This is a genomic window from Variovorax boronicumulans, assembly GCF_030812215.1.
GTDB classification, from domain to species: domain Bacteria; phylum Pseudomonadota; class Gammaproteobacteria; order Burkholderiales; family Burkholderiaceae_C; genus Variovorax; species Variovorax boronicumulans_C.
In genome coordinates this window covers 342,283-368,340 of sequence record NZ_JAUSSG010000001.1, presented here as the reverse complement: position 1 = coordinate 368,340, position 26,058 = coordinate 342,283, and the positions used below count along the sequence as shown (strand labels likewise).

23 protein-coding genes are annotated in these 26,058 nt (G+C 68.1%); 22 read left to right on the top strand and 1 reads right to left on the bottom strand.

The features are described 5' to 3' along the window. Positions 1–12 precede the first annotated feature (12 nt). The 18 genes from J2W23_RS01750 to J2W23_RS01665 all read left to right on the top strand — a co-directional run bounded on the left by J2W23_RS01750 (position 13) and on the right by J2W23_RS01665 (position 19,406). Entirely contained in the window at positions 13–828 is an 816-nt protein-coding gene (locus J2W23_RS01750; protein ID WP_307647452.1) for an SDR family oxidoreductase, read from the top strand. A gap of 29 nt (positions 829–857) precedes the next feature. Further along, complete coding sequence (locus tag J2W23_RS01745) at positions 858–1,406, top strand: cupin domain-containing protein (protein ID WP_013542005.1); 549 nt, start codon at positions 858–860, stop codon at positions 1,404–1,406. A 7-nt stretch (positions 1,407–1,413) separates the two neighbouring features. After that, positions 1,414–2,286 carry an alpha/beta fold hydrolase gene (locus J2W23_RS01740; RefSeq protein ID WP_307647451.1) on the top strand — a complete coding sequence of 291 codons (873 nt, stop codon included), beginning with the start codon at positions 1,414–1,416 and terminating at the stop codon, positions 2,284–2,286. 40 nt (positions 2,287–2,326) lie between these two features. Next, positions 2,327–3,166 (top strand): IclR family transcriptional regulator, encoded by an 840-nt coding sequence (locus tag J2W23_RS01735; protein ID WP_176658069.1) that lies wholly within the window; start codon positions 2,327–2,329, stop codon positions 3,164–3,166. 5 nt (positions 3,167–3,171) lie between these two features. Then, complete coding sequence (locus J2W23_RS01730) at positions 3,172–4,014, top strand: SDR family oxidoreductase (RefSeq protein ID WP_307647450.1); 843 nt, start codon at positions 3,172–3,174, stop codon at positions 4,012–4,014. Continuing rightward, positions 4,007–5,707 carry a thiamine pyrophosphate-binding protein gene (locus J2W23_RS01725; protein ID WP_307647449.1) on the top strand — a complete coding sequence of 567 codons (1,701 nt, stop codon included), beginning with the start codon at positions 4,007–4,009 and terminating at the stop codon, positions 5,705–5,707. Before J2W23_RS01730 ends, J2W23_RS01725 begins: the two co-directional genes overlap by 8 nt. Before the next feature lie 29 nt (positions 5,708–5,736). Further along, positions 5,737–6,525 (top strand): aspartate dehydrogenase, encoded by a 789-nt coding sequence (locus J2W23_RS01720; RefSeq protein WP_307648047.1) that lies wholly within the window; start codon positions 5,737–5,739, stop codon positions 6,523–6,525. 10 nt (positions 6,526–6,535) lie between these two features. After that, positions 6,536–8,011, top strand: coding sequence for an aldehyde dehydrogenase (locus tag J2W23_RS01715; RefSeq protein WP_307647448.1), 1,476 nt, complete (start codon positions 6,536–6,538; stop codon positions 8,009–8,011). 13 nt (positions 8,012–8,024) lie between these two features. Continuing rightward, positions 8,025–8,996 (top strand): VOC family protein, encoded by a 972-nt coding sequence (locus J2W23_RS01710; RefSeq protein ID WP_307647447.1) that lies wholly within the window; start codon positions 8,025–8,027, stop codon positions 8,994–8,996. A 14-nt stretch (positions 8,997–9,010) separates the two neighbouring features. Then, positions 9,011–10,000 (top strand): Bug family tripartite tricarboxylate transporter substrate binding protein, encoded by a 990-nt coding sequence (locus tag J2W23_RS01705; protein ID WP_307647446.1) that lies wholly within the window; start codon positions 9,011–9,013, stop codon positions 9,998–10,000. A gap of 31 nt (positions 10,001–10,031) precedes the next feature. Continuing rightward, the gene (locus tag J2W23_RS01700; RefSeq protein ID WP_307647445.1) at positions 10,032–11,195 is read left to right on the top strand and encodes an FAD-dependent monooxygenase; all 1,164 of its coding nucleotides are present in this window, start codon (positions 10,032–10,034) and stop codon (positions 11,193–11,195) included. Positions 11,196–11,226: 31 nt separating this feature from the next. Further along, positions 11,227–11,448 carry a recombinase-like helix-turn-helix domain-containing protein gene (locus tag J2W23_RS01695; protein ID WP_307647444.1) on the top strand — a complete coding sequence of 74 codons (222 nt, stop codon included), beginning with the start codon at positions 11,227–11,229 and terminating at the stop codon, positions 11,446–11,448. A 10-nt stretch (positions 11,449–11,458) separates the two neighbouring features. Next, complete coding sequence (locus tag J2W23_RS01690) at positions 11,459–12,505, top strand: aromatic ring-hydroxylating oxygenase subunit alpha (RefSeq protein WP_307647443.1); 1,047 nt, start codon at positions 11,459–11,461, stop codon at positions 12,503–12,505. Positions 12,506–12,522: 17 nt separating this feature from the next. Further along, positions 12,523–13,491, top strand: a complete 969-nt coding sequence (locus tag J2W23_RS01685; RefSeq protein ID WP_307647442.1) for a PDR/VanB family oxidoreductase — start codon at positions 12,523–12,525, stop codon at positions 13,489–13,491. A gap of 35 nt (positions 13,492–13,526) precedes the next feature. After that, positions 13,527–14,633 (top strand): porin, encoded by a 1,107-nt coding sequence (locus tag J2W23_RS01680; RefSeq protein ID WP_307647441.1) that lies wholly within the window; start codon positions 13,527–13,529, stop codon positions 14,631–14,633. 49 nt (positions 14,634–14,682) lie between these two features. After that, the gene (locus tag J2W23_RS01675; protein WP_307647440.1) at positions 14,683–15,999 is read left to right on the top strand and encodes an MFS transporter; all 1,317 of its coding nucleotides are present in this window, start codon (positions 14,683–14,685) and stop codon (positions 15,997–15,999) included. A gap of 688 nt (positions 16,000–16,687) precedes the next feature. After that, positions 16,688–18,907, top strand: coding sequence for a M1 family metallopeptidase (locus J2W23_RS01670; protein ID WP_307647439.1), 2,220 nt, complete (start codon positions 16,688–16,690; stop codon positions 18,905–18,907). A gap of 82 nt (positions 18,908–18,989) precedes the next feature. Then, positions 18,990–19,406 (top strand): hypothetical protein, encoded by a 417-nt coding sequence (locus tag J2W23_RS01665; RefSeq protein WP_307647438.1) that lies wholly within the window; start codon positions 18,990–18,992, stop codon positions 19,404–19,406. Between the two features lie 12 nt (positions 19,407–19,418). On the opposite strand, the gene J2W23_RS01660 is transcribed toward J2W23_RS01665, so the two are convergent. After that, positions 19,419–20,162, bottom strand: a complete 744-nt coding sequence (locus J2W23_RS01660) for a transporter substrate-binding domain-containing protein (RefSeq protein WP_307647437.1) — start codon at positions 20,160–20,162, stop codon at positions 19,419–19,421. 202 nt (positions 20,163–20,364) lie between these two features. Between J2W23_RS01660 and J2W23_RS01655 the strand changes: the two genes are divergently transcribed. The 4 genes from J2W23_RS01655 to J2W23_RS01640 all read left to right on the top strand — a co-directional run bounded on the left by J2W23_RS01655 (position 20,365) and on the right by J2W23_RS01640 (position 26,055). Continuing rightward, on the top strand, positions 20,365–20,982 hold the full coding sequence (locus J2W23_RS01655; protein WP_307647436.1) for a biliverdin-producing heme oxygenase: 618 nt from the start codon (positions 20,365–20,367) through the stop codon (positions 20,980–20,982). A gap of 106 nt (positions 20,983–21,088) precedes the next feature. After that, the gene (locus tag J2W23_RS01650) at positions 21,089–23,353 is read left to right on the top strand and encodes an ATP-binding protein (RefSeq protein ID WP_307647435.1); all 2,265 of its coding nucleotides are present in this window, start codon (positions 21,089–21,091) and stop codon (positions 23,351–23,353) included. After that, the gene (locus tag J2W23_RS01645; protein ID WP_176658053.1) at positions 23,346–23,804 is read left to right on the top strand and encodes a response regulator; all 459 of its coding nucleotides are present in this window, start codon (positions 23,346–23,348) and stop codon (positions 23,802–23,804) included. Before J2W23_RS01650 ends, J2W23_RS01645 begins: the two co-directional genes overlap by 8 nt. Further along, entirely contained in the window at positions 23,797–26,055 is a 2,259-nt protein-coding gene (locus tag J2W23_RS01640; RefSeq protein ID WP_307647434.1) for a response regulator, read from the top strand. The genes J2W23_RS01645 and J2W23_RS01640 overlap by 8 nt, the downstream gene beginning before the upstream one ends. The last annotated feature ends 3 nt before the right edge of the window (positions 26,056–26,058 follow it).

Genomic DNA, 26,058 nt, shown 5'->3' with positions numbered 1-26,058 from the left:
CAAGCACACCTCATGACCGAACTCAAAGCCATTCCCGATCCGTCGAGCCAGCAGTCGCTGCTGGCCGAACTGCCCGCGAACCTGCTGGCGGGACGTCGCGTGCTCGTGACCGGCGGCGCGCGCGGCCTCGGCCTCGCGTTCGCCCAGTGCATCGCCGCAGCGGGCGCGAGCGTGGTGCTGGCCGACATCCTCGGCGAACTGGCCGAGACCGAAGCCAAGGCGCTGCGCGATGCGGGCCGCAAGGCGCATGCGCTCACCGTCGACCTGTCGGAGCCGGCCTCCATCGACGCCTGCGCGGGCGAGGCGATCCGCCTGCTTGGCGGCCTCGATGGGCTGGTGAACAACGCCGCCATCACCAACTCGGGCGGCCGCGATGCGCACCAGCTCGAGATCGACATGTGGGACCGCGTGATGAACGTCAACGTACGCGGCACCTGGCTCATGGGCCGCGCCTGCCGCAGTGCGCTGGCGGCGAGCGGCCGCGGCGCGGTCGTCAATCTCGCTTCCGACACCGCCCTGTGGGGCGCCCCCAACCTGCTGGCCTACGCATCGAGCAAGGGTGCGGTCATTTCCATGACGCGCTCGCTGGCGCGCGAATGGGGCGGCGACAACATCACCGTCAACGCCGTGGCGCCGGGCCTCACGCTGGTCGAGGCGACCGAGTACGTGCCGATGGCGCGCCACCAGAAATACCTCGAAGGCCGTGCCATCCCGCGCGAGCAGCAGGCGGCCGATGTGTGCGGCGCCACGCTGTACCTGCTGTCAGGCCTCTCGCGCTTCGTGACGGGCCAGCTGCTGGCCGTCAACGGCGGCTTCGCGATGCATTGACCGAATTTTCCCGACGAAGGAGTGAACCCATGAGCGATTTGTCCGAACAACAGAAGATCACCGACGCTGCTGCCAGCACCCTGGCGCAGCCCGAAGGCACGAGCCTGGCCGAGTGGATGAACACCCGCATCGCGCGCTACGAAACCCGCAAGTACGACTGGGATGCGCTGAAGTTCCAGGCCGACTTCGACCCGAAATACCGCCGCGCGCAGATGCGCTACGTGGGCACCGGCGGCACCGGCGTCGCCAAGGACGTGAACACCGTGCCTTCGGAGCACTTCACCTTCTCGACCATGGTGATCCCGGCTGGCCACGAAGGCCCGCCGCACCTGCACACCGATGTGGAAGAGGTGTTCTTCCTCATCCGCGGCAAGCTCAAGGTCGTGATCGAGAAGGACGGCGAGCGCTTCGAAACCATCATGACCGACCGCGACCTCATCTCGGTGCCGCCCGGCGTGTACCGCGAGGAGATCAACATCGGCGACGAAGACGCGCTGATGTGCGTGATGCTCGGCGCGAAGAAGCCGATCACGCCGACGTACCCGGCCGATCACCCGCTGGCCAAGATCAAGCGCTGAGGGCCGGATGAGCGACGCGATGGCCACCGACGCACTGGCGCTGCCCGCTTCCGAGCTGGCGCTGCTCGACGCCCGCTTTCCCGCACGCTCGGTGCCGGTCGGCGGCGGCGCAGTGGTGTCGGTGCGCGAGCACGGCGCGGGGCCGGCCCTCGTGTGCCTGCACGGCATCGGCTCGGGCGCGGCATCGTGGCTCAACGTCGCTTTGCTGCTGGCACCGGAGGCCCGCGTGATCGCGTGGGATGCGCCGGGCTACGGCGCATCGACGCCGCTCGCGCCTGCCGCGCCATCCGCAGCCGACTACGCGGACCGCCTGCATGCCTTGCTCGATGCGCTCGATATCCAGTCCTGCGTGCTCGTCGGCCACTCGCTCGGCGCGCTCACCGCGGCATCGGCCGCGCGCAATGATTCGGCAATCGCTTCGCGCATCCGCCGCCTCGTGCTCGTCAGCCCGGCTGCCGGCTACGGCGCACCGTCGCGCAGCGAAGCCCGCGCCAAGGTGCGCACCGAACGCCTCGCCACGCTCGATGAACTCGGCATCGCCGGCATGGCTTCGAAGCGCGCGGGCCGCCTCGTCTCCGACACCGCGAGCGACCTCGCGCGGCAATGGGTGCGCTGGAACATGGCCCGCCTGAACGATGGCGGCTACCGCCAGGCCGTCGAGCTGCTGTGCAACGGCGACTTGCTGGCCGACCTGCCGCCCGCCATGCCGGTGCGCGTGGCCTGTGGCACGCTCGATGTCGTCACCACGCCCGAAGCCTGCGCCGACGTTGCGCGCGGCTGCGGGGTGACGCTCGAACCCATCGACGGTGCCGGGCACGCCAGCTACGTGGAGCGGCCCGAAGCCGTCGCCGCGCTGCTGCGCGAGGCACTCGCCGCCTGATGCGGACCGCGGCAGAACAACCAAAGGGAACAACGAACACATGACCACCAACGACAACAGCGAAGCGATGGAAGAGGGCGCCGACCGCTACAACGTGCCCGCGCTCGAACGCGGCCTGCGCGTGCTGTGCGAATTCAGCCGCGAGAACCGCACGCTGTCCGCCCCCGAGCTGGCGCGTCGTTTCGACCTGCCGCGCTCGACCGTGTTCCGCCTGCTCACCACGCTGGAGAACATGGGCTTCCTCGAGCGTGCCGAGGGCGGGCGCGACTACCGCCTGGGCCTCGCGGTGCTGCGCCTGGGCTTCGAATACCTCGCCTCGCTGGAGCTCACGCAACTGGGCACGCCGCTGCTCAACCGCCTCTGCGATGAGCTGCGCACGCCCTGCAACCTGGTGGTGCGAGACGGCCGCTCGATCGTCTACGTCGCCAAGGTCGCGCCGCCCACGCCGTTCGCCAGCTCGGTCACCGTGGGCACGCGCCTGCCGGCCCACGCCACGGTGCTGGGCCGGGTGCTGCTCGAAGACCTGACGCTGCCGCAACTGCGCGCGCTCTACCCCGAGGACAAGCTGGAGACCTTCTCCCCGAGCACGCCCAAGACGGTGAACGAACTCTTCGACATGGTGCAGGCTGACCGCTCGCGCGGCTTTGTGCTGGGCGAAGGGTTCTTTGAATCGAACATCTCCAGCATCGCCGCGCCGGTGCGCGACCACAGCGGCCACATCGTGGCGGCGCTGGGCGCGACCATCACCTCGGGCCATATCGAGGAGAGCCGCATGGACGAGATGGTGGCGCGCGTGCGCAGCGTGGCTGACGAGATATCCGGCCTCTTGAACTACTCGCCCGCGCGCAGCAACAAGGTGGTGCCGCTTCGCAGCGCCTGACGGTCATGACAGTGCAGTCTTCTTCCTCTTCTCATTTCTTTGCCGCCGATGCGTTGGCGGGCCGCGTGGCGGTGGTCACGGGCGGCTCCTCGGGCATCGGCCTCGCGACCGTCGAGCTGCTGCTCGCGAGCGGCGCCGCCGTCGCGCTGTGCGGCCGCAACGCCGAGCGGCTGGACCGCGCGGTCGCCGGTCTGCGCGAACAGTTTCCGGGCGCCATGCTCTTCGCCCAGCCCTGCGACGTGCTCGACGCCGCCGCGGTCAAGGCTTTTGCCGCCGCGAGCGAGGCCGCGCTCGGTGCCGCTTCGATGCTCGTCAATAACGCGGGGCAGGGACGCGTCTCCACCTTCGCCACGACCGACGACGCGGCCTGGACCGAAGAGCTCAACCTGAAGTTCTTCTCGGTCATCAATCCGACGCGCGCCTTCCTGCCGCAGCTTGCCGCGCAGCGCGCGGTGCTGGGCGATGCGGCCATCGTCTGCGCCAACTCGCTGCTGGCACGCCAGCCCGAGCCGCACATGGTCGCCACCTCGGCCGCGCGCGCGGGCCTTTTGAACCTCGTGCGTTCGATGGCCACCGAGTTCGCGCCGCAGGGCGTGCGCGTCAACGGCATCCTGATCGGGCTGGTCGAGTCGGGCCAGTGGCGCCGCCGCTTCGAGGCGCGCGAAGACAAATCGCAGGACTGGTCCGCCTGGAGCGGCCAGCTCGCAGAGAACAAGCACATCCCGCTGGGTCGCCTGGGGCTTCCGACCGAAGCCGCACGCGCGATTCTTTTCCTCGCTTCGCCCCTCGCGTCGTACACGACGGGCAGCCATATCGATATTTCCGGAGGCCTTTCGCGCCATGCATGAATCCAACAACAACATGGTCACGGTCGGCGCGGTCGTCGCGGCCTTTCTCGAACAGTGCGGCGTGAAGGCGGCCTTCGGCGTGATCTCGATCCACAACATGCCGATCCTCGATGCGTTCGCGCAGCGCGGCATGGTGCGCTTCATCTCGGCGCGCGGCGAGGCGGGCGCGGGCAACATGGCCGACGCCTATGCGCGCTCCACCGCCAGCCTGGGCGTGTGCATCACCAGCACCGGCCCGGCCGCGGGCAACATCGCGGGCAGCCTGGTCGAGGCGCTGACCGCCGGCGCGCCGCTCTTGCACATCACCGGACAGATCGAGACGCCGTACCTCGACAAAGGCATGTCGTACATCCACGAGGCGCCCGACCAGCTCACCATGCTCAAGGCGGTGTCGAAGGCGGCCTTGCGCGTGCGCAGCGTGGAGACGGTGCTCGGCACGCTCAAGCGCGCGGTGCAGCTGGCGCTCACGGCGCCGACCGGCCCGGTGAGCGTGGAGATCCCGATCGACATCCAGTCGGCGCTGACGACGATGCCCGCCGACCTGTCGCCGCTGCCCATCGAACGGCCCGTGCCGTCCGCCGCTGCGCTCGACGCCCTGGCCGCACGCCTGGCCACTGCCAAGCGCCCGCTGCTGTGGATCGGTGGCGGTGCGCGCCACGCGCGCAGCGCGATCCAGCGTCTGCAGAAGCTCGGCTTCGGCGTGGTCACCACCACGCAAGGCCGCGGCACCGTGCCCGAGGACGATGCCGGCTCGCTCGGCGCCTACAACATCCAGAAGCCGGTCGAGGCCTTCTATCAAAGCTGCGACGCGATGCTCGTGGTCGGCTCGCGCCTGCGCGGCAACGAAACGCTCAAGTACGAACTGAAGCTGCCGCGCCCGCTGTACCGCATCGATGCCGATGCCGCCGCCGAAGGCCGCTGCTACGCCTCCGAAGCCTTTGTCTGCGGCGACTCGGCACTCGCGCTCGAAGGCCTGGCAGATCGCCTGGAGGCCAAGGGCTACCGCGCCGACGCGCAACTGCTGGTCGACCTGCGCGCCGCGCACGACCAGGCCGTGGCCACGCTGCGCGACGGCCTCGGCCCGTATGCCGAACTCGTGCGCCGCATCCAGTCGGCGGCGGGCCGCAAGTTCAACTGGGTGCGCGACGTCACGGTTTCCAACAGCACCTGGGGCAACCGCGAACTGCGCATCTTCGAGCCGAACGCCGGCGTGCACGCCACGGGCGGCGGCATCGGCCAGGGCATGCCCATGGCCATCGGCGCGGCCATCGGCGCGGCGGTCACCGGCTCCGGCCGCAAGACCTTCTGCCTGGCCGGCGACGGCGGCTTCATCCTGAACCTGGGCGAACTCGCTTGCATGGTGCAGGAGAAGGCCCCCATGGTGATCGTGCTGATGAACGACAAGAGCTACGGCGTCATCAAGAACATCCAGGACGCGCAGTACGGCGGCCGCCAGTGCTATGCCGAGCTGCACACGCCCGACTACGACCTGCTGTGCAAGTCGATCGCGCTGCCGCACGCCCGAGTGAAAGACCTGGCCGATTTGCCGGCGCGGCTGGACGAGGCGCTGTCCACCGAAGGCCCGTTCCTGCTGGAGATCGACATGCTCTCCATCGGCGGCTTCAAGACCAGCTTCGCCGGCCCGCCGACCAACACGGTCACGCAGATTCCCGCGCTCGGCACGGTCAAGTGAGAGTGAACGGAGCCATGTCCATGACCGCCATCACACGCATTGCACTCGTCGGCTGCGGCGCCATCGGCACCGCGGTGCTCGATCTCTTGCGAGGCGATCCGGCGCTGCAGGTGGCGGTCGTCGTCGTGCCTGCCGAAGGCATGGCCGCCGCGCAGAAGGCGGTGCCGGGTGCACAGGTGACAAGCAGGGTGCCGGTCTCGGGCATCGACCTCGTGGTCGAGACGGCTGGACACGCCGCCATCGAAGAGCATGTGCTGCCGGCGCTCGCGCGAGGCACGCCCTGCGTGGTTGCCTCGGTCGGTGCCCTGTCGGCCACGGGTCTTGCTGAAAAGCTCGAAGCCGCCGCCGTCGCGGGCCGCACGCAGGTGCAGCTGATTCCCGGCGCTATCGGCGGAATCGATGCGCTCGCCGCCGCCCGCATCGGCGGCCTGGACAGCGTGCGCTACACCGGCCGCAAGCCGCCGAAGGCCTGGAAGGGAACGCCGGCCGAGCAGGGCCGCGACCTTGACGCGCTGACGCAAGCCACCGTGATCTTCGAAGGCAGCGCACGCGAAGCCGCCTTGCTGTACCCGAAGAACGCCAACGTCGCGGCCACCGTCTCGCTGGCGGGCCTCGGGCTCGACAAGACGCAGGTCCGCCTGATTGCCGACCCCGCCACCGCCGAGAACGTGCACACCGTCGAAGCCGAGGGCGCATTCGGCAGCTTCGAGCTGACCATGCGCAACAAGCCGCTGGCGGCCAACCCCAAGACCTCCGCACTGACCGTCTACAGCGCGGTGCGTGCGCTGCGCAACCGCGTCGCACCTCTCGCCATCTGAGTTTTTCCACATGATCTCTTCCGAACTTCTCCCGATCTGCATTGCCGGCGAATGGCGCCTGGGCGGCGGCGATGTGTATGAAAGCCTGTACCCGGCCACGGGCGAGCCCATCGCGCGCCTGAAGGCCGCGAGCCTCGCCGATGTGGAAGAGGCGATCACCCGCGCCGACCACGCCTTCCGCACCAGCGGCTGGGCGCAGCGCCTGCCGCACGAGCGCGCCGCAGTGCTGCACCGCGTGGCGCAGCTGATCCGCGAAGAGAGCGAATCGCTCGCGCAGAAGCAGCGCCTGGACAACGGCAAGCCGATCAACGAAACGCGCAACCTTGTGGCGAGCGCGGCGGGCACCTTCCAGTTCTTCGCCGCCGCGCTGGAGACGCTCGAAGAAACCATCACCCCGTCGCGTGGTGCGTTCGTCACGATGAGCGTGCACGAGCCCATGGGCGTGGTCGCCGCCATCACGCCGTGGAACTCGCCGATCGCGAGCGAAGCGCAGAAGCTCGCGCCTGCGCTGGCGGCAGGCAATGCGGTGGTCGTGAAACCCGCCGAAGTCACGCCGCTCATGGCGCTGGAACTCGCACGCATCTGCGAAGCGGCCGGCGTGCCCAAGGGCATCGTCAGCGTGCTGCCGGGCAAGGGCTCGGTGATTGGCGATGCGATCACCAAGCACCCGCTGGTCAAGCGCGTGTCGTTCACCGGCGGCACCACCACCGGCAAGCACATCGCCCACATCGCGGCCGACAAGATGATGCCGGTGTCGCTGGAGCTGGGCGGCAAGTCGCCCACCATGGTGCTGGACGACGCGGACCTCGACCATGCGGTGAACGGCGTGCTCTACGGCATCTTCAGTTCGTCGGGCGAGTCGTGCATCGCGGGCTCGCGCCTGTTCGTGGCACGCGGCATCTACGACGAGTTCCTCACGCGGCTGGCCGAAGGCGCCAATGCGCTGCGCGTGGGCGATCCGGCCTCGGAGCAGACGCAGATGGGCCCGCTCATCACGGCCAGGCACCGCGAAGGCATCGAGCGCTATGTGGACCTGGGCGTGTCCGAAGGCGGACGCATCCGCACGGGCGGCGTGCGCCCGCACGGTGCCGGCTACGACAACGGCTATTTCTACAAGCCGACCATCATCGAAGGCCTGGACAACCGCGCACGCATCAGCCAGGAAGAAATCTTCGGCCCGGTGCTCGTCGCGATGCCCTTCGACAGCGAGGAGGAACTGATCGCGCAGGCGAACGACAGCGTCTACGCGCTGGCGGCCGGCGTGTGGAGCCGCGACTTCAAGCGCGCCTGGAAGCTCGGCCGCGCGGTGCAGGCCGGCACGGTCTGGGTCAACACCTACAAGCAGTTCTCGGTCTCCACGCCGTTCGGCGGCTGGCGCGACAGCGGCCTCGGCCGCGAGAAGGGCCGCGAAGGCATCTTCCAGTACATGGAGCAAAAGAGCATGTACTGGGGCACCAACGACCAACCGCTCCCCTGGGCGAACTGAAGAGAGCACGACCATGAGCGTTCTAGGCATCGACCAGATCACCTACGGGGCAGACGACCTGCCTACCTGCCGCCGGTTCTTCGAGGACTGGGGGCTCGCGCTGAAGTCGGAAGCCGCCGACGAACTCGTGTTCGAGTGCCTCAACGGCTGCAAGGTCGTCGTTGCGGCGTTGGACAAGGCGAACCTTCCGCCCGCGATGGAAGAAGGCCCGACGCTGCGCGAAGTGGTGTGGGGCGTGGAAAGCGATGCGGACCTGGACCGCTACGCCGCCGCCATCGCGCAGGACCCGGCTTTCTTCGACAACACGGTGGACGGCGCACGCCGCATCGGCTGCATCGACCCCAACGGCCTCGCGGTGCGCCTGCAGGTCAGCCGCAAGCACGCGGTCGAAGTCGATTGCGGCGCGATGAACACCTGGAACGCCAAGCCGCGCGTCAACCAGGCTGCGCCGATCTACGACCATGCGACGCCGATCGAAGTCGGCCATGTGGTGTTCTTCGTCAACGACGTGAAGACCACGAGCGCGTTCTATGCCGGGCGCTTCGGCTTCGTCGGCTCCGACAGCTACCCCAACCGCGGCGCCTTCATGCGCTGCGCGGCCGAGGGCGGTCACCACGACCTGTTCCTGCTGCAGATTCCCTCGGGCAAGCGCGGGCTCAACCATGTGGCGTTCACCGTGCGCGACATCCACGAAGTGTTCGGCGGTGGGCTGCATTTCTCGCGCCGCGGCTGGGAAACGCAACTCGGCCCGGGGCGGCACCCGGTGTCGTCGGCGTACTTCTGGTACTTCAAGAACCCGGCAGGCGGCCTCATCGAGTACTACGCCGACGAAGACCAGCTCACCGCCGACTGGCAGCCGCGCGAGTTCGAGCCCGGTCCGACGGTGTTCGCCGAATGGGCGGTCGATGGCGGCCTCGATGGCCACACGCGCCGCCAGAAGAACGCGGAAGGCCCGAAGGGCGCTTTCCTCACCGAGAAGAAATGACTTCCCCGATCACCATGCAACGACGTTTTTCCATCTCCCTTCTGATCGCGGCGGCGGCGGCGGCGCTTGTCTTGCCCGCGCACGCGCAGAGCGACGCACAGAAGCAGCTCTCCAGCGACCGCTTCACCGTCGTCTCGCCATTCCCGCCCGGCGGCCCCGTCGACATGCTGGCGCGCGTGCTCTCCGATGGCCTCGCCAAGCGCTACGGCCAGGCGGCAGTGGTCGAGAACCTGGTCGGTGCGGCCGGCAACATCGGCATCGACAAGGTCAAGCGCGCGAAGGGCGACGGTCACACGCTGCTCGTGGTGCCGGCGGGCAACCTCACGATCAACCCGACGCTGATGCCGAACTTTCCGTTCGACATCGAGAAAGACTTCGTGCCCGTCACCATGCTCGCCAAGGCGCCCAACGTGCTGGTGGCCGCGCCCTCGTCAGGCATCAAGAGCGCGAAGGAGCTGGTGGCAATGGCCAAGGCCAAGCCCAACACGCTGTCGTATGCGTCGCCCGGCGTGGGCAGCGGCCTGCACCTGGCGGGCGAACTCTTCAAGCAGCAGGCGGGCATCGACCTGCTGCACGTGCCCTACAAGGGCACGGCGCCCGCGCTCAACGACGTGCTGGGCGGTTCGGTGCCGCTGATGTTCAGCAACCTGCCTGCGACCATGCCTTTCATCAAGAACGGCAAGCTCATCGCGCTGGGGGTGACCGAGGCCAAGCGCAGCGCGGCTGCGCCCGATATCCCGACGCTCGCGGAGCAGGGCATCCAGGGCGTGACCGTGACCTCTTGGTATGGCCTCCTCGCGCCCAAGGGCACGCCGCCCGCCGTGGTCGAACAGCTCGCGAAGGATGCGGCGCAAATGCTGGCCCAGCCCGACGTGCGCGAACGCCTGAAGGTGCAGGGCATGACCGATGCGGCGATGAAGCCCTCCGAATTTGCCGCGCACATCCGCGAGGAAACGGCCGTGTGGGCCCGAATCATCAAGGCCCGGAACATCGTGGCCGAGTGAGCCGCACGCAAGAACGAAGAGCGAGACATCCATGAAGACAAGCGAATCCACCATCGGCATCGTCGGTGCCGGCATCGGCGGCCTGGTCGCTGCCATCGCACTGCGGCGCGCGGGGCACGATGTGGTCGTGTTCGAGCAGGCGAAGCAGTTCGCCCGCGTCGGCGCGGACATCAACCTCACGCCCAACGCGGTGCGCGCGCTCGACGGCCTGGGCGTCGGCGAGGCCGCCCGCGTGACGGCGGCACGCCCGTCGCACCGCATCAGCCGTACCTACGACACCGGCGAAGAAACCTCGCGGCTCGAGATGGCCGATTCAGCCGAAGAGCGTTATGGCGCACCGCAGCTCACCATTCACCGCGCCGACCTGCTGGCCGCATTGGCCGACATGTTCCCGGCCGAGCGCGTGGCCCTGGGCAAGCGCGCCGAGAAGATCGCCGCGGACGAAGAGGGCGTGACCCTCTCGTTCACCGACGGCACCAGCGCCCGCGTCGGCGTGCTGCTCGGTGCCGACGGCATCCACTCGTGCGTGCGCACCGCGATGTTCGGCGCCGAGAGCCCGCGCTTCACGGGCATCGTCGCCTACCGCGCCGTGGTGCCCGCCGAGCGCGTGGCCGGCGTGCCGAACCTCGGCGCGTTCACCAAGTGGTGGGGGCCGAATCCGCAGAGCCAGATCGTCACCTTCCCGCTGAACCGCGGCAAGGACGTCTTCATCTTCGCGACCACGCCGCAGGACACCTGGCACCTCGAGTCGTGGACCGCGCCCGGCAGCGTCGACGAGCTGCGGGAGCAATACATGGCCTACCACCCCGAGGCCCGCGCCTTGCTCGACGCCTGCGACACGGTGCTCAAGACCGCGCTGTACGAACGCGACCCGATGCCCGCGTGGGCCGAGGGCCGCATGGCGCTGCTCGGTGATGCCGCGCATCCGATGCTGCCTTTCATGGCGCAGGGCGCGGGCATGGCGATCGAAGACGCCGTGGTGCTGTCGCGCCACCTCGAAGGCGTGGCGACGGCGGACGCTGTCGATGCGCTGAAGGACTACGAGAAAGCCCGCATCGAGCGCGCCGGCCAGGTGCAGCTCGGCTCGCGCGGCAACAACTGGCTGCGCGAAGGCGGCAATGCGGACTGGGTCTACGGCTACGACGCCTGGGCCGTGCCGCTCGGTGCGCCTGCCGTTGCAGCCGCCACCGCCTGATTTCATTTCACCTCACCCCCGGAGGCCCACGATGCAACAAGACCGCTATCTCCAACCGCACCAGGCGCGCCAGCGCCCCGCGACCACCTACGAAGACCTGCTGGGCGACGTGATCGAACGCGCCTTTGCCGACGGCATCCACGACCTGGGCGGCCTGGTGCAGCGCCTGAACGACAGCGGCCTCGCCACGCCCGGCGGCCAGCCCTGGACCGAAGCGCTGTACCGCAAGGAAATGGCCACGCTGGCCGGCTGAGGAGACACCCATGAACATCGCCATCCAACCCGTTCCCGCCGACCCGGTGGACCACTTGCTCGAGATCGGCCTCAAGGACCTCTGGTACCCGATCTGCCCCTCGCACTTCATCAAGGAGAACCCCATCTCCCTGCGCCGCCTCGGCCGCAAGATTGCCCTGTGGCGCGACGGCGAAGGCGTGTTGCATGCGCTGGAAGACCGCTGCCCGCACCGCGGCGCACCGCTGTCGCAAGGCGTGGTGCTGGGCGACCGGCTCTCGTGCCCGTACCACGGCGTGGAAGTGCGCCATGACGGCGTCGTCACGCGCGTGCCCGGCAGCCCGGGCTGCAAGCTCGAAGGTTCGAAAGCCACGCGCCACTTCCACGTGCAGGAGCGCGCGGGCGCCGTGTTCCTCTACAACTCGAAGGAGCCGGTCGACGTTCCGCCGCCGCTGGTGCTGCCCGAGCAACTGACCGACGACGCCGAGTATTCGAGCTTCCTTTGCTACACCGAGTGGAAGGGCGACTACCGCTACGTGCTGGACAACGTGATGGACCCGATGCACGGCACCTACCTGCACAAGCAGTCGCACTCGATGGCCGAGGGGGATTCGAGCGCCAAGTTCGGCATCCGCCCGACCGACATCGGCTTCGTGTTCGAGAAGGAAGGCCAGCGCAACGTCAACTTCGACTGGACCGAGTGGGCCGACACCGGCATCCACTGGATGCGGCTCGAAATTCCGTACCCGAAGACCGGCGGCCCCGGCGGCAACTTCATCATCATCGGCGCGTTCTCGCCGATCGTGAAGGGCATGACCGCGACCTTCTTCTGGCGCGTGCGCAAGCTGGAGCCCGGCTGGCAGCGCGACACCTGGCGCTTCCTCTACAAGAACCGCCTGGAGGCGCGCCACTGGCATGTGCTGGAGCAGGACCGCGTGATGCTCGAGGAGATGGAGGCCGACGCCAACCAGCACGAGAACCTGTACCAGCACGACCTGGGCATCGTTCGCCTGCGCCGGCACATGCGCAACCTCGCGGTGGCGCAGCTGGCGGAAGCGGCCGAGCCAGTCGCGGCCTGAGCGGGGAAGCGATCGCCATGTCTTCTCCCACGCTGAACGCCCTCGTGCACACGATGCGCTACGAGGCCGACGGCATCGTCAGTGTCGAGTTCCGCCCGGCCACGCCCGCCGTGGACTTTCCGGCTTTCGAGGCCGGCTCCCACATCGACCTGCACCTGCCCAACGGGCTGGTGCGCAGCTACTCGCTGTGCAACCCCTCCAGCGACCGGCAGCGCTATGTGGTTGGCGTTCTCAACGACCGCAAGAGCCGCGGTGGCTCGCGCTATGTGCACCAGCAACTGCGCGTGGGCATGACGCTGCCGATCTCGGCGCCGCGCAACAACTTCAGGCTGCAGGAAGATGCCGAGCGCTCGGTGCTGGTGTCCGGTGGCATCGGCGTGACGCCCATCTGGTGCATGTTGCAGCGGCTCGTGACCATCGGCCGGCCGGTGGAGCTGCTGTACTGCGCGCGCACCCGCAAGGAGGCCGCGTTCTGCGAGGCCATCGAGGCGCTGGCCCAGGAGAAGTCGATCCAGTTGACCTGGCACTTCGACGACGAGAAGGGCGCGCCGCCCGACCTCGCGAAGCTGCTGGCCGGCAAGGGCGCTGCGAGCCACTACTACTGCTGCGGCCCGACGCCGATGCTCGATGCGTTCGAGAAGAGCTGCGAGCAGTTGGGCTATGCCAACGCGCACATCGAACGCTTCGCCGCGGTGCATGTGGAGGCTCCCAGCGCCACGCAAGGCTGCGTGGTGCAGTGCGCGAAAAGCGGCAAGAGCGTCGAGGTGCCGGCAGGAAAGTCGATTCTCGACAGCCTGATCGACGCCGGCCTCAACCCCGACCACAGTTGCAAGGAAGGCGTGTGCGGCGCCTGCGAAACAGCGGTTCTCGAAGGCGAAGTCGAGCACCACGACGGCATCCTCACCAAGATCGAACGTGCGTCCAACAAGACCATGATGATCTGCGTCTCTCGCTGCAAGGGCGAGCGGCTGGTGCTGGACATCTGAGGCTACGGCCAGAGAAAAACCAACCGAGACATCCTTTGAAAAACTACTTGATCGCGCTGGCTGCGGCCAGCACGGCTGGCGGAGCGCTGGCCCAATCTTCCCTCACGCTCTTCGGCGTGGTCGATGCCGCCGTCACCTACACGCGCGGCAGCGGCGACGGATCGGCGCACAAGACGCAGCTTTCCAACAGCGGCAACATGTTCAGCCGCCTCGGCTTTCGCGGCACCGAAGACCTGGGCGGCGGCTACTCGGCCAACTTCTGGCTGGAGATGGGGCTGCAGAACGACAGCGCGATGGGTTTTCCCTCGAACGCCAACAACCAGGCGAGCGGCAACGGCCCCGCGGGCGTGCTGAGCTTCAACCGCCGCTCCACGGTGAGCCTCGCCGGCCCGTTCGGCGAGGTGCGCCTGGGCCGCGACTACGTGCCCGCGTTCTGGAACACCGCCATCTTCGACCCGTTCGGCACGGGCGGCGGCATCGGCGCCAACCAGATCTACTTCTCGGGCCTCGGCGGCCTGGTCGCGCCGACGGGCACGCGCGCATCGAACAGCATCGGCTATCTGCTGCCGGCCTCGCTCGGCGGCTTCTACGGCCAGGTGATGTACGCGATGGGCGAGAACGATTCGAACTCGGTGCTGCCGGGCACGCTGGTGTCGAACAAGCGCGACGGCAACCACACGGGCCTGCGGTTCGGCTACCAGAGCGGCGGCCTCAACATCGCCATCGCCACCGGCAAGACGCGCTACGCAAGCGGCGACCTGCGCGTGACCAACCTCGGCGCGGCGTACACCTTCGGCCCGTCGCTCATGAGCCTGAAGCTCACGAGCGAGCTGTACACGGAGTCGAAGGGCACGACCGATGCAAAGGGCGCGCTCATCGGCTTCCAGCTGCCCATCGGCGTCGGCGAGATCAAGGCCTCGTACGCGCGCTACCGGCTCGAGCCTGCGGGCGCGGCGCTGAAGCCGACCTCGTCGAAGCTGGCCATCGGCTACGTGCACAACCTCTCCAAGCGCACCGCGCTCTACGCCACCATCGCACGCATCAGCAACAGCAACGGTGCCGCGCAGGCGCTCTCGGGCGCGATCACCGCGCCGAACCGTGCCTCCAGCGGCACCGAGTTCGGCATGCGCCACATGTTCTAGACCCGGCGCACGCGTCGCCACAGCAGCAATAGCAACAGCAGCAAGACCCATGCAGAGCAAATACCTTCGTTGGTACGGCGTCGCCACCCTGTTCGCGATCGTCGCGATCTCGTACGTGGACCGCATCAACATCGCGGTGCTGATCACCGACGCCGCGTTCCTGAACCACGTGGGCCTCGCGGCGACCGACCGCGTGAGCCAGGGCCTGCTGGCGACGGCGTTCATGCTCGGCTATGGCGTGTCGGCCTTCGTGCTCACGCCGTTCTGTTCGGCGCTCTTCGGCGTGCGGCGCAGCCTGATCTATGGGTTGATCCTGTGGGGCGTGGTGACGTGGGCTTCGCCGATGTTCAACAGCTACGGCCTGCTGCTGGCTTCGCGCGTGCTGCTGGGCGTTTCGGAGGGGCCGCTGTTCTCGCTCGCTTCTTCGTACATCAAGGCGCACTTCCAGAGCCACGAGAACGGCAAGCCCAACGCGCTGGTGAACATGGGCACGGGCCTGGGCCTGGCCATCGGCTATCCGCTGGTGGGCTACCTGCTCGCGCAGTTCCAGTGGGACACCTCGTTCCATGTGTTGGGCATCATGAACATCGCGCTCGGCATTCCGCTGGTGCTTGCTTTCGTACGCATGCCGCCCGGCAAGGAAGACACGGCGCGGCCTTCGTCGCTCGGCGAAGCGATGGGGCGCGTCGGCGCCATCGTGAAGGGCGCGCTGCAGACGCGGCATCTGTTCCTCATCACCTTGCTCACCTCGGCGGCGCTGGCCTACCTCTGGGGCAGCAGCAACTGGCTGCCGACCTACCTGCACGAAGCGCGGGGCTTCTCGCTGCGCGAGATGGGCTGGCTCGCTTCGTTGCCGCAGTACGCGACGGTGCTCGCAGTGCTCGTGAGCGGCGTGCTCATCGACAGGATCGAACGCGAGCACGTGCCTTTCATCTTCATGGGGGCGAGCGTGGGCGTGGCGCTGTCGGTGCTGATGGCCATCAACGCGCGCGATCCGTATGCCGCGGCATGCTGTCTTGTCGCGGCCAACTTCTTCTGGGGACTGCAGAGCCCCGCGATTCCGAGCACCATTCAATATTGCTCGCGGCCCGAGCACACCGCGAGCGCATTCGGCGTGACCAACGGGGCAGGGAGCCTCGTGGCGGGCTTCATGCCGGCGTTGATGGGTGGTGTGATCAGCGCGGTGTCGCACGGCGCGCCGGCATCGGGCGCGGCTGCCGCATCGGCCGCATCCGCATCGGGATTCTTCGCGGGCTTCGCGCTGCTGATCGGTACGCAGGTCGTGGTGTTCGGCTGCGGCTTCGTGCTGTGGTTGCGCGAACGCACACGCGTGGCTTCGAGCGCTGCGCATTCGCAGGTTTTGTAGCGCCTGTATCGCATTGAGGCGCGGAGTGTGGCTGCATCGTCACACTCGATGCCTACGAGTTTTCGTACGAACGCAGCGCATGCACCGCATCTGCGAAACCATCTTCGTATCGCACGACGTGCATTGAATGTGGTGACTCCATTCGTCCTATCGCGCGCGAACATTTTGAGAGCGAAAAGTTCCGCGAGTCATTGAGAGAACACATTCGATCAGCTACAACTGAGCGCATTCAATGGACGAGGGAATGCGCGTGATATCAACGACAAGAGCCGCAAGAATTCTGATCCTGACGAGCACAGCGCGTGTCGTTCCTGCTGCGCATGAACGAGCCACGCCGATGCGCGGGCACTAAGGCACACAGCCGCCTCAAGGCCCGGTCCCCCCGCATCCCATTCACCCGCGATCCGACGGGAATGGAAGCCATCACCCCCCGCATCCTGGGGCCGCCTGCATAGCTTGCAGCGTGGCCCGGTGTCGCACGTGCATTCGCTTGCGCGTGGTGCCGCATCGGTCTCGGAAAAATTCCGGTGGTTCCGTGTTGTCCTGACGAACGTGTCGTTCGCCGGGAGGGTGCGGTGCTGCCTGTTCGCAGCGTCAGTCGTTCTTCCATCACCGCGCGTGTCCGCGCATCACCGGCTACCCGCCGATGCATGCAAGGACAGCGCAATGTCCTTACCAAAAGGCGATCATGAAAAAACTCAATTACTCCCTCGTGAATCATCTTGCCATCACCGCGGTGACCCTTGCCGTTCTCACGGCTTGCGGCGGCGGCGGAGACAGTGGCTCTTCGTTCGGTGGCGGCTCGGGTGTCGGCCTTTCGGGCCCGATCACCTCCGGCCCGGCATCCGACAGCACAGGCAAGACACCGGACGACGGCGTGCCCGCGCCGGCCGCCGTGTCCGCGGTCGACAAGTCCGCCAAGCCGATGGAATTGCCCGACACCGTCTGGCCGAGCAACTACAAGCTGTGGTTCCGCCCCGATGCGGCGCTCAAGACTTTCGTGGGCCGCGGCGACGTGGAGATCGAGGTGCTCAAGCCCGTCGATGCCATCGTCGTGGCCGCACACAACCTGAACTTCGCCAAGGGCCGCACCACGCTGCGCAAGGTGTCGAACCCGGGCGAGGCGATTCCGCTGATCCCGACACCGCAGACGCTGGGCGACTTCGTGCAGCTGCGCCTGAACGACGGCCAGATCGCCAAGGGCAAGTACCTGCTGCACATGGAGTGGGACGGCAAGATCCAGTTCTCCGATGCGGAGTACTGCCCGCCCGCGGAGATGGCGCGCAACCCGTTCTGCTCGGCTGCCACCGGCATCTTCAAGGTGGGCCTGTCCACGCCCGAAGGCGTGAGCAGCGATGCCATCGTGACGCAGGGCGAAACCAACTACGCACGGCAGTGGTTCCCGGGCTGGGACGAGCCGGCCTTCCGCCACACCTTCGAGATCTCGGCCGAAGTGCCGGGCGACTGGAAGACGGTGTCCAACGGCGCGCAGAAGTCGGCGGTGAAGCTGCCCGACGGCTACCAGCAGGTGTCGTTCGAGAAGACGCCTTCGATGCCGATGTACCTCACCTTCTTCGGCGGCGGCAAGTTCGACATCCTGGCCGACACCTTCAAGAACCCGCTGGATGGCAGCGACATGCCGCTGCGCTGGTTCACGCCGCCGGGCCGCTCGGACTGGGCCAAGTTCGCGATGGAGTGGACCAAGGTGTCGATGGACTACTACTACAAGTACACCGGCATCCCGCTGCCCTTCAAGAAGTTCGACACCGTCGCGGCCAACGACAGCTACGACAACAAGCCCAACACCGGCTTCGGCGGCATGGAGAACTGGGGTTCGATCTTCGAGTTCGCCGATTCGGTGCTGACCAAGCCGGGCGACAAGCCCACGCTGTACTCGGTGACGGTGGTGACGCACGAGATCGCGCACCAGTGGTTCGGTGACCTGGTCACGCTCGACTGGTGGGACAACGTGTGGCTCAACGAATCGTTCGCGCGCTGGTTCGAAAGGCGCACCACGATCAAGTTCCACCCCGAGTACTACAGCTTCTCGGACTACGTGCTGGACAAGCACAACGTGATCGTGGCCGACCTCAAGAGCACCGCGGTGCCGGTGCAGCGCAACCTGAACGACGCGGGTTCGTTCGGCTTCATCAGCCCGTCGATCTTCGTCTACAACAAGGGCAGCCATGTGCTGGAGACGATCCAGAACTACATCGGCGAAGAGGCGATGCAGAAGGGCCTGCAGATCTACCTGAAGGACTACGCATACGGCAACGTCACGCCGTCGCGGCTGTGGAGTTCGCTGGAGAAGGTCACCGACAAGAAGGTGAGCGACATCGGCGACAGCCTCATCCGCCAGACGGGGATTCCGCTTCTGACGGTGGACGCGCAATGCGCCGGCGACCGCACCTACGTGAACATCACGCAGGAGTCGTTCCCCAACCAGAACCAGTTCCCGGCCTCGACGTGGACCATTCCCGTCACGCTGGCGTATGGCGATTCGATGGAGCAGCGCAAGACCTTCGTGATGTCCAACAACGCGGTGCAGCTGGAGCTGCCGGGTTGCACGGCGGTGCTGGCCGGGCCGACCGGACAGGACTACTACGTGAGCAACTACAGCGCGCAGTCGTGGAGCGACCTGCTGGCCAAGGCGCAGAACTTCGCCGCCAACAAGCCGCTCTTGCTGAACATCGAGCGCGACGCGTTCCGCCTCCTGAGCGTGGGCCGCATCACGCAGGCGCAGTACGACCAGATCAAAGGCGTGCTGAACCTGCCCGCACCGCTGCTCGCCAAGACCGAGCTGAGCCAGCAGAAGATGGCGGCGGTGGATGCGGGCGGGAAGGAAGAGTACCCGCATGCCCTCCGCTTCCAGGGCAGCCTGAAACTGCGCGAGAACGACAAGCGCTGAGCCTCGTGACCATTTGTGCGTGATGCCGGCCGGACGCGCCTTCGGGTGCGTCCGGCGGCTCACGCCTCACACCATGACCATCATGAAAAACCTATTCAAGTACATCGTGGCGGGCGCCTGCGTCTCGCTGCTGGCCGGCTGCGGCGTGGACGGTGCGGGCGGCGGACCCGAGGCCGAACTGGTCGGCGTCTACGCCATCAAGAAGAACGGCGTGCTCAAGGAGGTCGTGAAGATCGAGCGCCAGGGCGACCGCTACATCATGCGCGACAAGGTGCGCACGCCCGAGTGGAGCGAGCCGAAGATGCAGATGCAGCCGGTGACGCGCGAGCGCTGGGCCAGGATCACCACCGACAGCGAGAACACGAAGTTCGTGGGCGTATCGAGCGACCAGCTCGCGATCTTCAAGGTGCCGCCGGGCTGGCAGAAGAACAGCTTCAAGACGGAGACCGGGTACTTCCTGTTCTATTCGCAGGGGCCGGTGGAGGCCTTCAAGCTCTGACGCCAGGCCGCGTCAGGCCGAAGGCGCGACGATCGCGCCTTCGATGCGGTGGCGCTTGAGCGCATCGGTGACGAAGCCGCTGGCCTTCATCTCTTCGACGAAGGCGGCGAGCAGCGCCTGTGCCTCGGCGCCGCGGCTGGCCGGCGTGCCCATGGCCTGCTGGATCACCATGAAGCGCCCCGGCAACACACGCACGCCCGGTGCGCGGGCTGCCTCGCCTTCGAGCAGTTGCCGGATGCCGGCCGCCACTTCGACATCGCCTGCCCGCAGGGCCGCCAGCGCGGGGCCGGCACCTTGCAGCCGGACGATTTCGGCGTGCTTGATCTCGCGTGTGAGGAACAGGTCGTAGGCGCTCCCCGAGCCGACCGAGATGCGATGGCCTTGCGCATCGACCTGCGCGTTGTCGGTCAATGCGGACGATTCGGGCACGAGGTAGCTGCCCTCGATCAGCACATAGGGCGCGGTGAAGCGCAGGCCTTCGCTGCGGGCCGGGTCGACGGCGAAGAAGCCGATGTCGGCTTTCTCGTTCTTCACCGCGTCGACCGAGGCCGCGGCCTTCTCGAACACCACGAGTTCGACCGCCACGCCGAGCCGCCGCGCGAACTCGCGCGCGAGATCGACCGACACGCCCACCGGCTCGCCGCTCGCGGCATCCCGGTTGGCGAGGATCGGATTGCCGAGGTTGATGGACGCGCGCAGCGTGCCGCCGGGCGCGAAGGCGGAGACGAGGGCGGGGGAAGGCTGGGGCTGGGTCATGGCGTGCGTTCTTCCAGGAAAAGTCGGGAAAAAGGAGGAGGGCGAGGCAGAAGCGGCGGCCAGTTTACGTGCGGGCCGGCCGGATTTCCTACTGGAGAAAGGGAAGCGCGCCCACCGGCGCCGCGCGGCGTTTGCGTAGGCTCGGTGTACCCCGGATCGAGCATTCGTCTCGTTCCGTCCGACTTGCCGCTTCGCCTGCTTCATGACGACCAACCCGCCCGATATCGCCGACGTCCTGCGCCCCCTGCGCACCGCCACCCAAGCGCTGCACGAGGCGCTGGACAGCCGCCTGCCGATGGCGCGAGACGATGCATCGCTGGCCGACTATGCAGTGCATCTGCATGCCCTTCGGCCCTGGTTGCAGGTGGTGCGCGATGCGCTCGCAGCTTCCGGCGTGCCGGGTCTCGAACGCATCGCCCGGCGCACCGACCGGCGGCTTGCGGCGCTTGCACTCGATCTCGACGATCTCGGGGCATCGAACACCGGCGAGCAAGACAGCGCTTTCCAATCCACGGCCCCCGGGCTGGCCGAAGAAGCCGCACGCGACCCCGCCTTTGCCTGGGGCCTGGCCTATGTGCTCGAAGGCTCGCAGCTCGGCGGCATGGCGATGCACAAGCGGCTCGGCCCGCGCCTCGCGCCGCATCCGATGCGGTACTTCCAGCCGGTGGATGCGCCCGGCGGGGTCGCGGCGCAATGGAGGGAATTCGTTGCCCAGCTCGGCGCCGCGCTGGTGGATCCGTTGGCTGTGGACGCGGCCCGCCGCGGCGCGGTCGCGGGCTTTCGCAGCCTCATGCCCCGTTTCGGGTTGCAGGGCTTGTAGGAAACGGCCCACGAGATCCCAGAGGACGCCAAGGCATGATCCCCGCCACCCGTCTCTTCAGCTTTTCTTACCGGACCCAGCGCGCAGCCGCACGCGCCGATTGAACGTGCCCCAGTCTCACGCGACCATTCCCACCCCCCATGCCTTGCGGCCGCCCGAGGTCGACCTGTCTTCCTGCGACCTCGAGCCGATCCGTGTTCCCGGATCGATCCAGCCGCACGGCCGCATGCTGGTGCTGCAACCCGGCTCCCTGGACCTCGTTGCCTGGAGCGACAACTGGCCCGACGGCCAGCGCGATGCCGCGCAGCAGGTCCTTCGCGGGCTGGTGCTGCCCGCACTCGAGCCGGGCGCGACGCCCGTGTCGCTCGGCGCGCTGCGCCTGGCGGGGGAGACCTTCGACGTGGCCGCGCACCGCAGCGACCGCCACCTGTTCGCCGAGTTCGAGGCCGCGTTGCCCGTCGCCGGCAACGCGGCGCCGATCTACTCGCTCGGCCGCGTCTTCCTGCCGAAGCTGCAGGAAGCGGGCACGCTCGAGCAGCTCACGCAGCTGACCGCGGCCGAGATGAAGCGCCTGACCGGCTTCGGCCGCTGCCTGATCTACCGCTTCGATGCGGCCGGGCATGGCGAGGTGCTGGCCGAGGAGGCCGACCCAGGCTACGACAGCTACACCGGCCACCGCTTTCCGGCCTCCGACATTCCGCAGCAGGCGCGCGCGCTGTACCTGGTGAACCACTTCAGGCTCATCGCCGACGCCAACTACACGCCGGTGCCGCTGCGTGCCGCCGACCCGGCGCTCACCGCGGCCGACCTCGATCTCTCGCAGGCCCAGTTGCGCAGCGTGTCGCCCATCCACCTGGAGTACATGCGCAACATGGGCACGCTCGCGTCCATGTCGGTGTCGATCGTGATCGACGGGCGCCTGTGGGGGCTGATCTCGTGCCACGACCACCAGCCGCGCTTTCTGGACCCCGGCACCCGCCTTGCGTGCGAGCACCTGGGGCAACTGCTGTCGCTGCAGATCCAGTCCAAGGAGAGCAACGTCGCGGTGGCCGAACGGCTGGAGCTGCGCCAGCTCACGCTGCAGATCGTCTCGCACCTCGCGGACAGCGACGCTACGCTGCAGCGGCTGGTGGCGGAGTCCTCGCTCATGCTGCGGCTGGCGCGCGCCACCGGCGCGGCCGTGGTGCTGGACGACGAGGTCTGGAGCGTGGGCGACGTGCCTTCGCGCGCGCAGGTGCAGGAGCTTGCCAGCTGGATCTCCGGGCTCGGCACCGAGGTTTATGAAAGCAGCGAGCTGCCCGCGCACTTCGCGCCGGCGAACGAGTTCCGCGAAGTGGCGGCGGGCGTGCTCGCGATCTCGATCTCGCAGGTGCACCGGCACCTCATCCTGTGGTTCCGGCCCGAGATCGTGCAGACGATCCAGTGGGCCGGCGATCCGCAGAAGCCGAAGGCCGCGGCCAGCGGCCGCATCCATCCGCGCATCAGCTTCTCCAGCTGGATCGAGGAGGTGCGCGGCCGCTCGGCGGCCTGGTCGCAGGCCGAGGTGGGCGCGGCGGTGGAACTGCGCCAGGCGCTCATCGGCGTGGTGCTGCGCCGCGCGGAAGAACTGGCGGCCGTCGCCACGGAGCTCGGCCGCGTCAACAAGGAACTCGAAGCCTTCTCGTACACCGTCTCGCACGACCTGCGCGCGCCGATGCGGCACATCGCCGGCTACGTCGACCTCGTCGCGCAGACCGAGGGCAAGCAGCTCAGCGAACGCGCGCACCGTTACCTCGGCCACGTCAAGGATGCGGCCGCGTTCGCGGGGCAGATGGTCGATGCGCTGCTCGACTTTTCGCGCATGGGCCGGGCGGCGCTGAAGCAGCGCATGGTCGACACCGACTCGCTGGTCGAAGGCCTGGTGCGCGAACTCGCGCGGCTGGAGCCGGCGCGCCGCATCGAATGGCAGGTCGACCCCGGGCTGCCCGCGCTCTACGCCGACCCGCTGCTGCTGCAGGTGGCCGTTCGCAACCTGCTGGCCAATGCGGTGAAGTACTCGCGCACGCGCGATCCGCAGCGCATTGCGGTGCGCGGGATCCGCAGCGACCTGGGCAGCGGGCTGGAGGTCGAGGACAACGGCGTGGGCTTCCAGATGAAGTACATCGACAAGCTCTTCGGCGTGTTCCAGCGGCTGCACCAGGCCGAGGAATTCGAAGGCACGGGCATCGGCCTGGCCAACGTGAAGCGGATCGTCGAGCGCCACGGCGGGACGGTCTGGGCAAAGGGCGCGACGGGCGAGGGCGCGACCTTCGGCTTCATCCTGCCGAACCGGGAACCGGGCAACGACCACGCGGTGGGCACGCCGCCAGACAACGGAGAAACACATGCTTAAGCCGATCCTGCTCGTCGAGGACGACAAGCGAGACCTGGAGCTCACCCTCATCGCGCTGGAGCGCAGCCAGCTCGCGAACGATGTCATCGTGCTGCGCGACGGCGCGCAAGCGCTCGATTACCTGCGGCGCGAGGGCGAGCACGCGGGGCGCTCCGAAGGCAATCCGGCGGTGATCCTGCTGGACCTGAAGCTGCCCAAGGTGACCGGCCTGGAGGTGCTGCAGGCGGTGCGCGCCGACGCGGCGCTGCGCAGCATTCCGGTGGTGATGCTCACCTCTTCGCAGGAAGAGTCGGACGTGCTGCGCAGCTACGAGCTGGGCGTGAACGCCTATGTGGTGAAGCCGGTGGCATTCGACCAGTTCGTCTCGGCCATCGCCGAGCTGGGTGTCTTCTGGGCGGTGCTCAACGAGCCGCCGCCCGGCTCCTTGAAGGCGACGCGCCGACATGAATAAGCCCGGCGTCGCGAGCGTGCCGGACGAAGTGGACATGGCGGACGAGGCCAACGCCCCGGATGCCCGGGATGTCCCGGGCTCAGCGACGCCCGGACCGATCGACGTCCTGATCCTGGAGGACTCGCGCTTCGACGTCGAACTCCTGGGCGAGGCCCTTTCCGCGGCGTTGCCGCAGTCACGGATGCATGTGGTGCGCGACGAGCGTGGCTTCGTCGCGGCGCTGGGCGAGCGCAGCCATGCGCTGATCTTGTCCGACTACGAACTGCCGGGCTTCTCCGGCGCGGAGGCGCTGGAGATCGCGCAGCGCGTGGCGCCCGAGACGCCCTTCGTCTTCGTCTCGGGCGTGATCGGCGAGGACAACGCGGTCGAGCTGCTCAAGCGCGGCGCGACCGACTATGTGAGCAAGGGGCGCCTTGCGCGCCTGCCGGTGGTGCTGGACCGCGCGCTCAAGGAGGCGGCCGACCGGCGCGCCAAGCGCGTGGCGGAGTTCCAGCTGCAGGTGGCGAACGAGACCTTCCGCGAGGCGGAGTCGCGCCGGCTCGCGCTGATGGAGCTGGGCGACCGCATCCGCGACATCGACGACCCCGCCGAAATCGCCTACGTGGCCTCGGCCATGCTGGGCCAGCGGCTGCGCGTGGACCGCGCGGGCTACGGCCTGGTGGACAAGGCGGCCGAGACGATCTCCATCGACCGCGACTGGACCGCGCCCGGCGTGGCCAGCCTCGCGGGCCTGCTGCACTTTCGCGACTACGGCTCCTACATCGAGGACCTGCAGCGCGGGGTGACGGTGGCCTTCGCCGATGCGCGCATCGATCCACGCACCCGCGACACCGCCGACGCACTGGAGGCGATCACCGCGCGCGCGGTGGTCAACATGCCGATCACCGAGCGCGGCGGACTGGTCGGGCTGCTCTACCTGAACCACGGGCAGGAGCGCGAATGGACGCGCGACGAACTCGACTTCGTGCGCGAGACCGGCGACCGCGTGCGCTCGGCCATCGCGCGGCGCGAGGCGCAGATCGAACTGCAGGCCTTTGCCGAATCGCTGGAGCGCCAGGTCGAGGAGCGCGCCGCCGAGCTGGAGGCCGCGCGCGAGCAGTTGCGCCAGAGCCAGAAGCTGGAGGCCGTGGGCCAGCTCACGGGCGGGCTCGCGCACGACTTCAACAACCTCCTGGCGGCCATCAGCGGCAGCCTTGAGCTGATGCGCCGGCGCGGGCTCGACGGCAAGCCCGCCGAGATGGAGCGCTACATCGGGGTGGCGCAGGGCGCGGTCAAGCGCGCGGCCGCGCTCACGCACCGGCTGCTCGCGTTCTCGCGGCGCCAGACGCTGGAGCCCAAGCCCCTCAATGCCAACCGGCTGGTCTCCGACATGGAAGAGCTGCTGCGCCGCACGCTCGGGCCGCAGATCTCGCTGGAGGTGGTCGCGGCGGTGGGCCTGTGGAGCGTGCATGCCGATCCGAGCCAGCTGGAGAACGCGCTGCTCAACCTGTGCATCAACGCGCGCGACGCCATGCCCGAGGGCGGCAAGCTGGTGATCGAGACCGCCAACCGCTGGGTGGATGCGCGCACCGCGCAGGAGCGCGACATGCCCACCGGCCAGTACGTGTCGCTCACCGTGAGCGACAACGGCGTGGGCATGACGCCCGAGGTGGTGGCGCGGGCCTTCGATCCCTTCTTCACGACCAAGCCGATCGGCATGGGCACGGGCCTGGGCCTTTCGATGATCTACGGCTTCGCCAAGCAGTCGGGCGGCCAGGTGCGCATCTATTCGGAGCCGGGCAAGGGCACCTCGGTCAGCCTCTACCTGCCGCGCCACGACGAACAGGAGGAAGCCGCGAGCGAGCCGGTGGAAGCCTCCCTCGCGCCGCGCGCCGACCAGGGCGACACAGTGCTCGTGGTGGACGACGAACCCGCGCTGCGCATGATCATCGTGGAGGTGATGCGCGGCCTGGGCTACGCCACGCTGGAGGCCGGCGACGGTGCGGTCGCCCTGCGCATCCTGCAGTCGCCGCGCCAGCGCATCGACCTGCTGGTGAGCGACGTGGGCCTGCCCGGCGGCATGAACGGCCGGCAGGTGGCCGATGCGGCGCGCACCGCGCGGCCGGGGCTCAAGGTGCTCTTCATCACCGGCTATGCGGAGAACGCGGTGCTGAGCCACGGCCATCTCGACCGCGGCATGCATGTGATGACCAAGCCGTTCGAGATGGACGTGCTCGCGCGGCGGGTGAAGGCGCTGATCGAGTCGCGCTAGCGA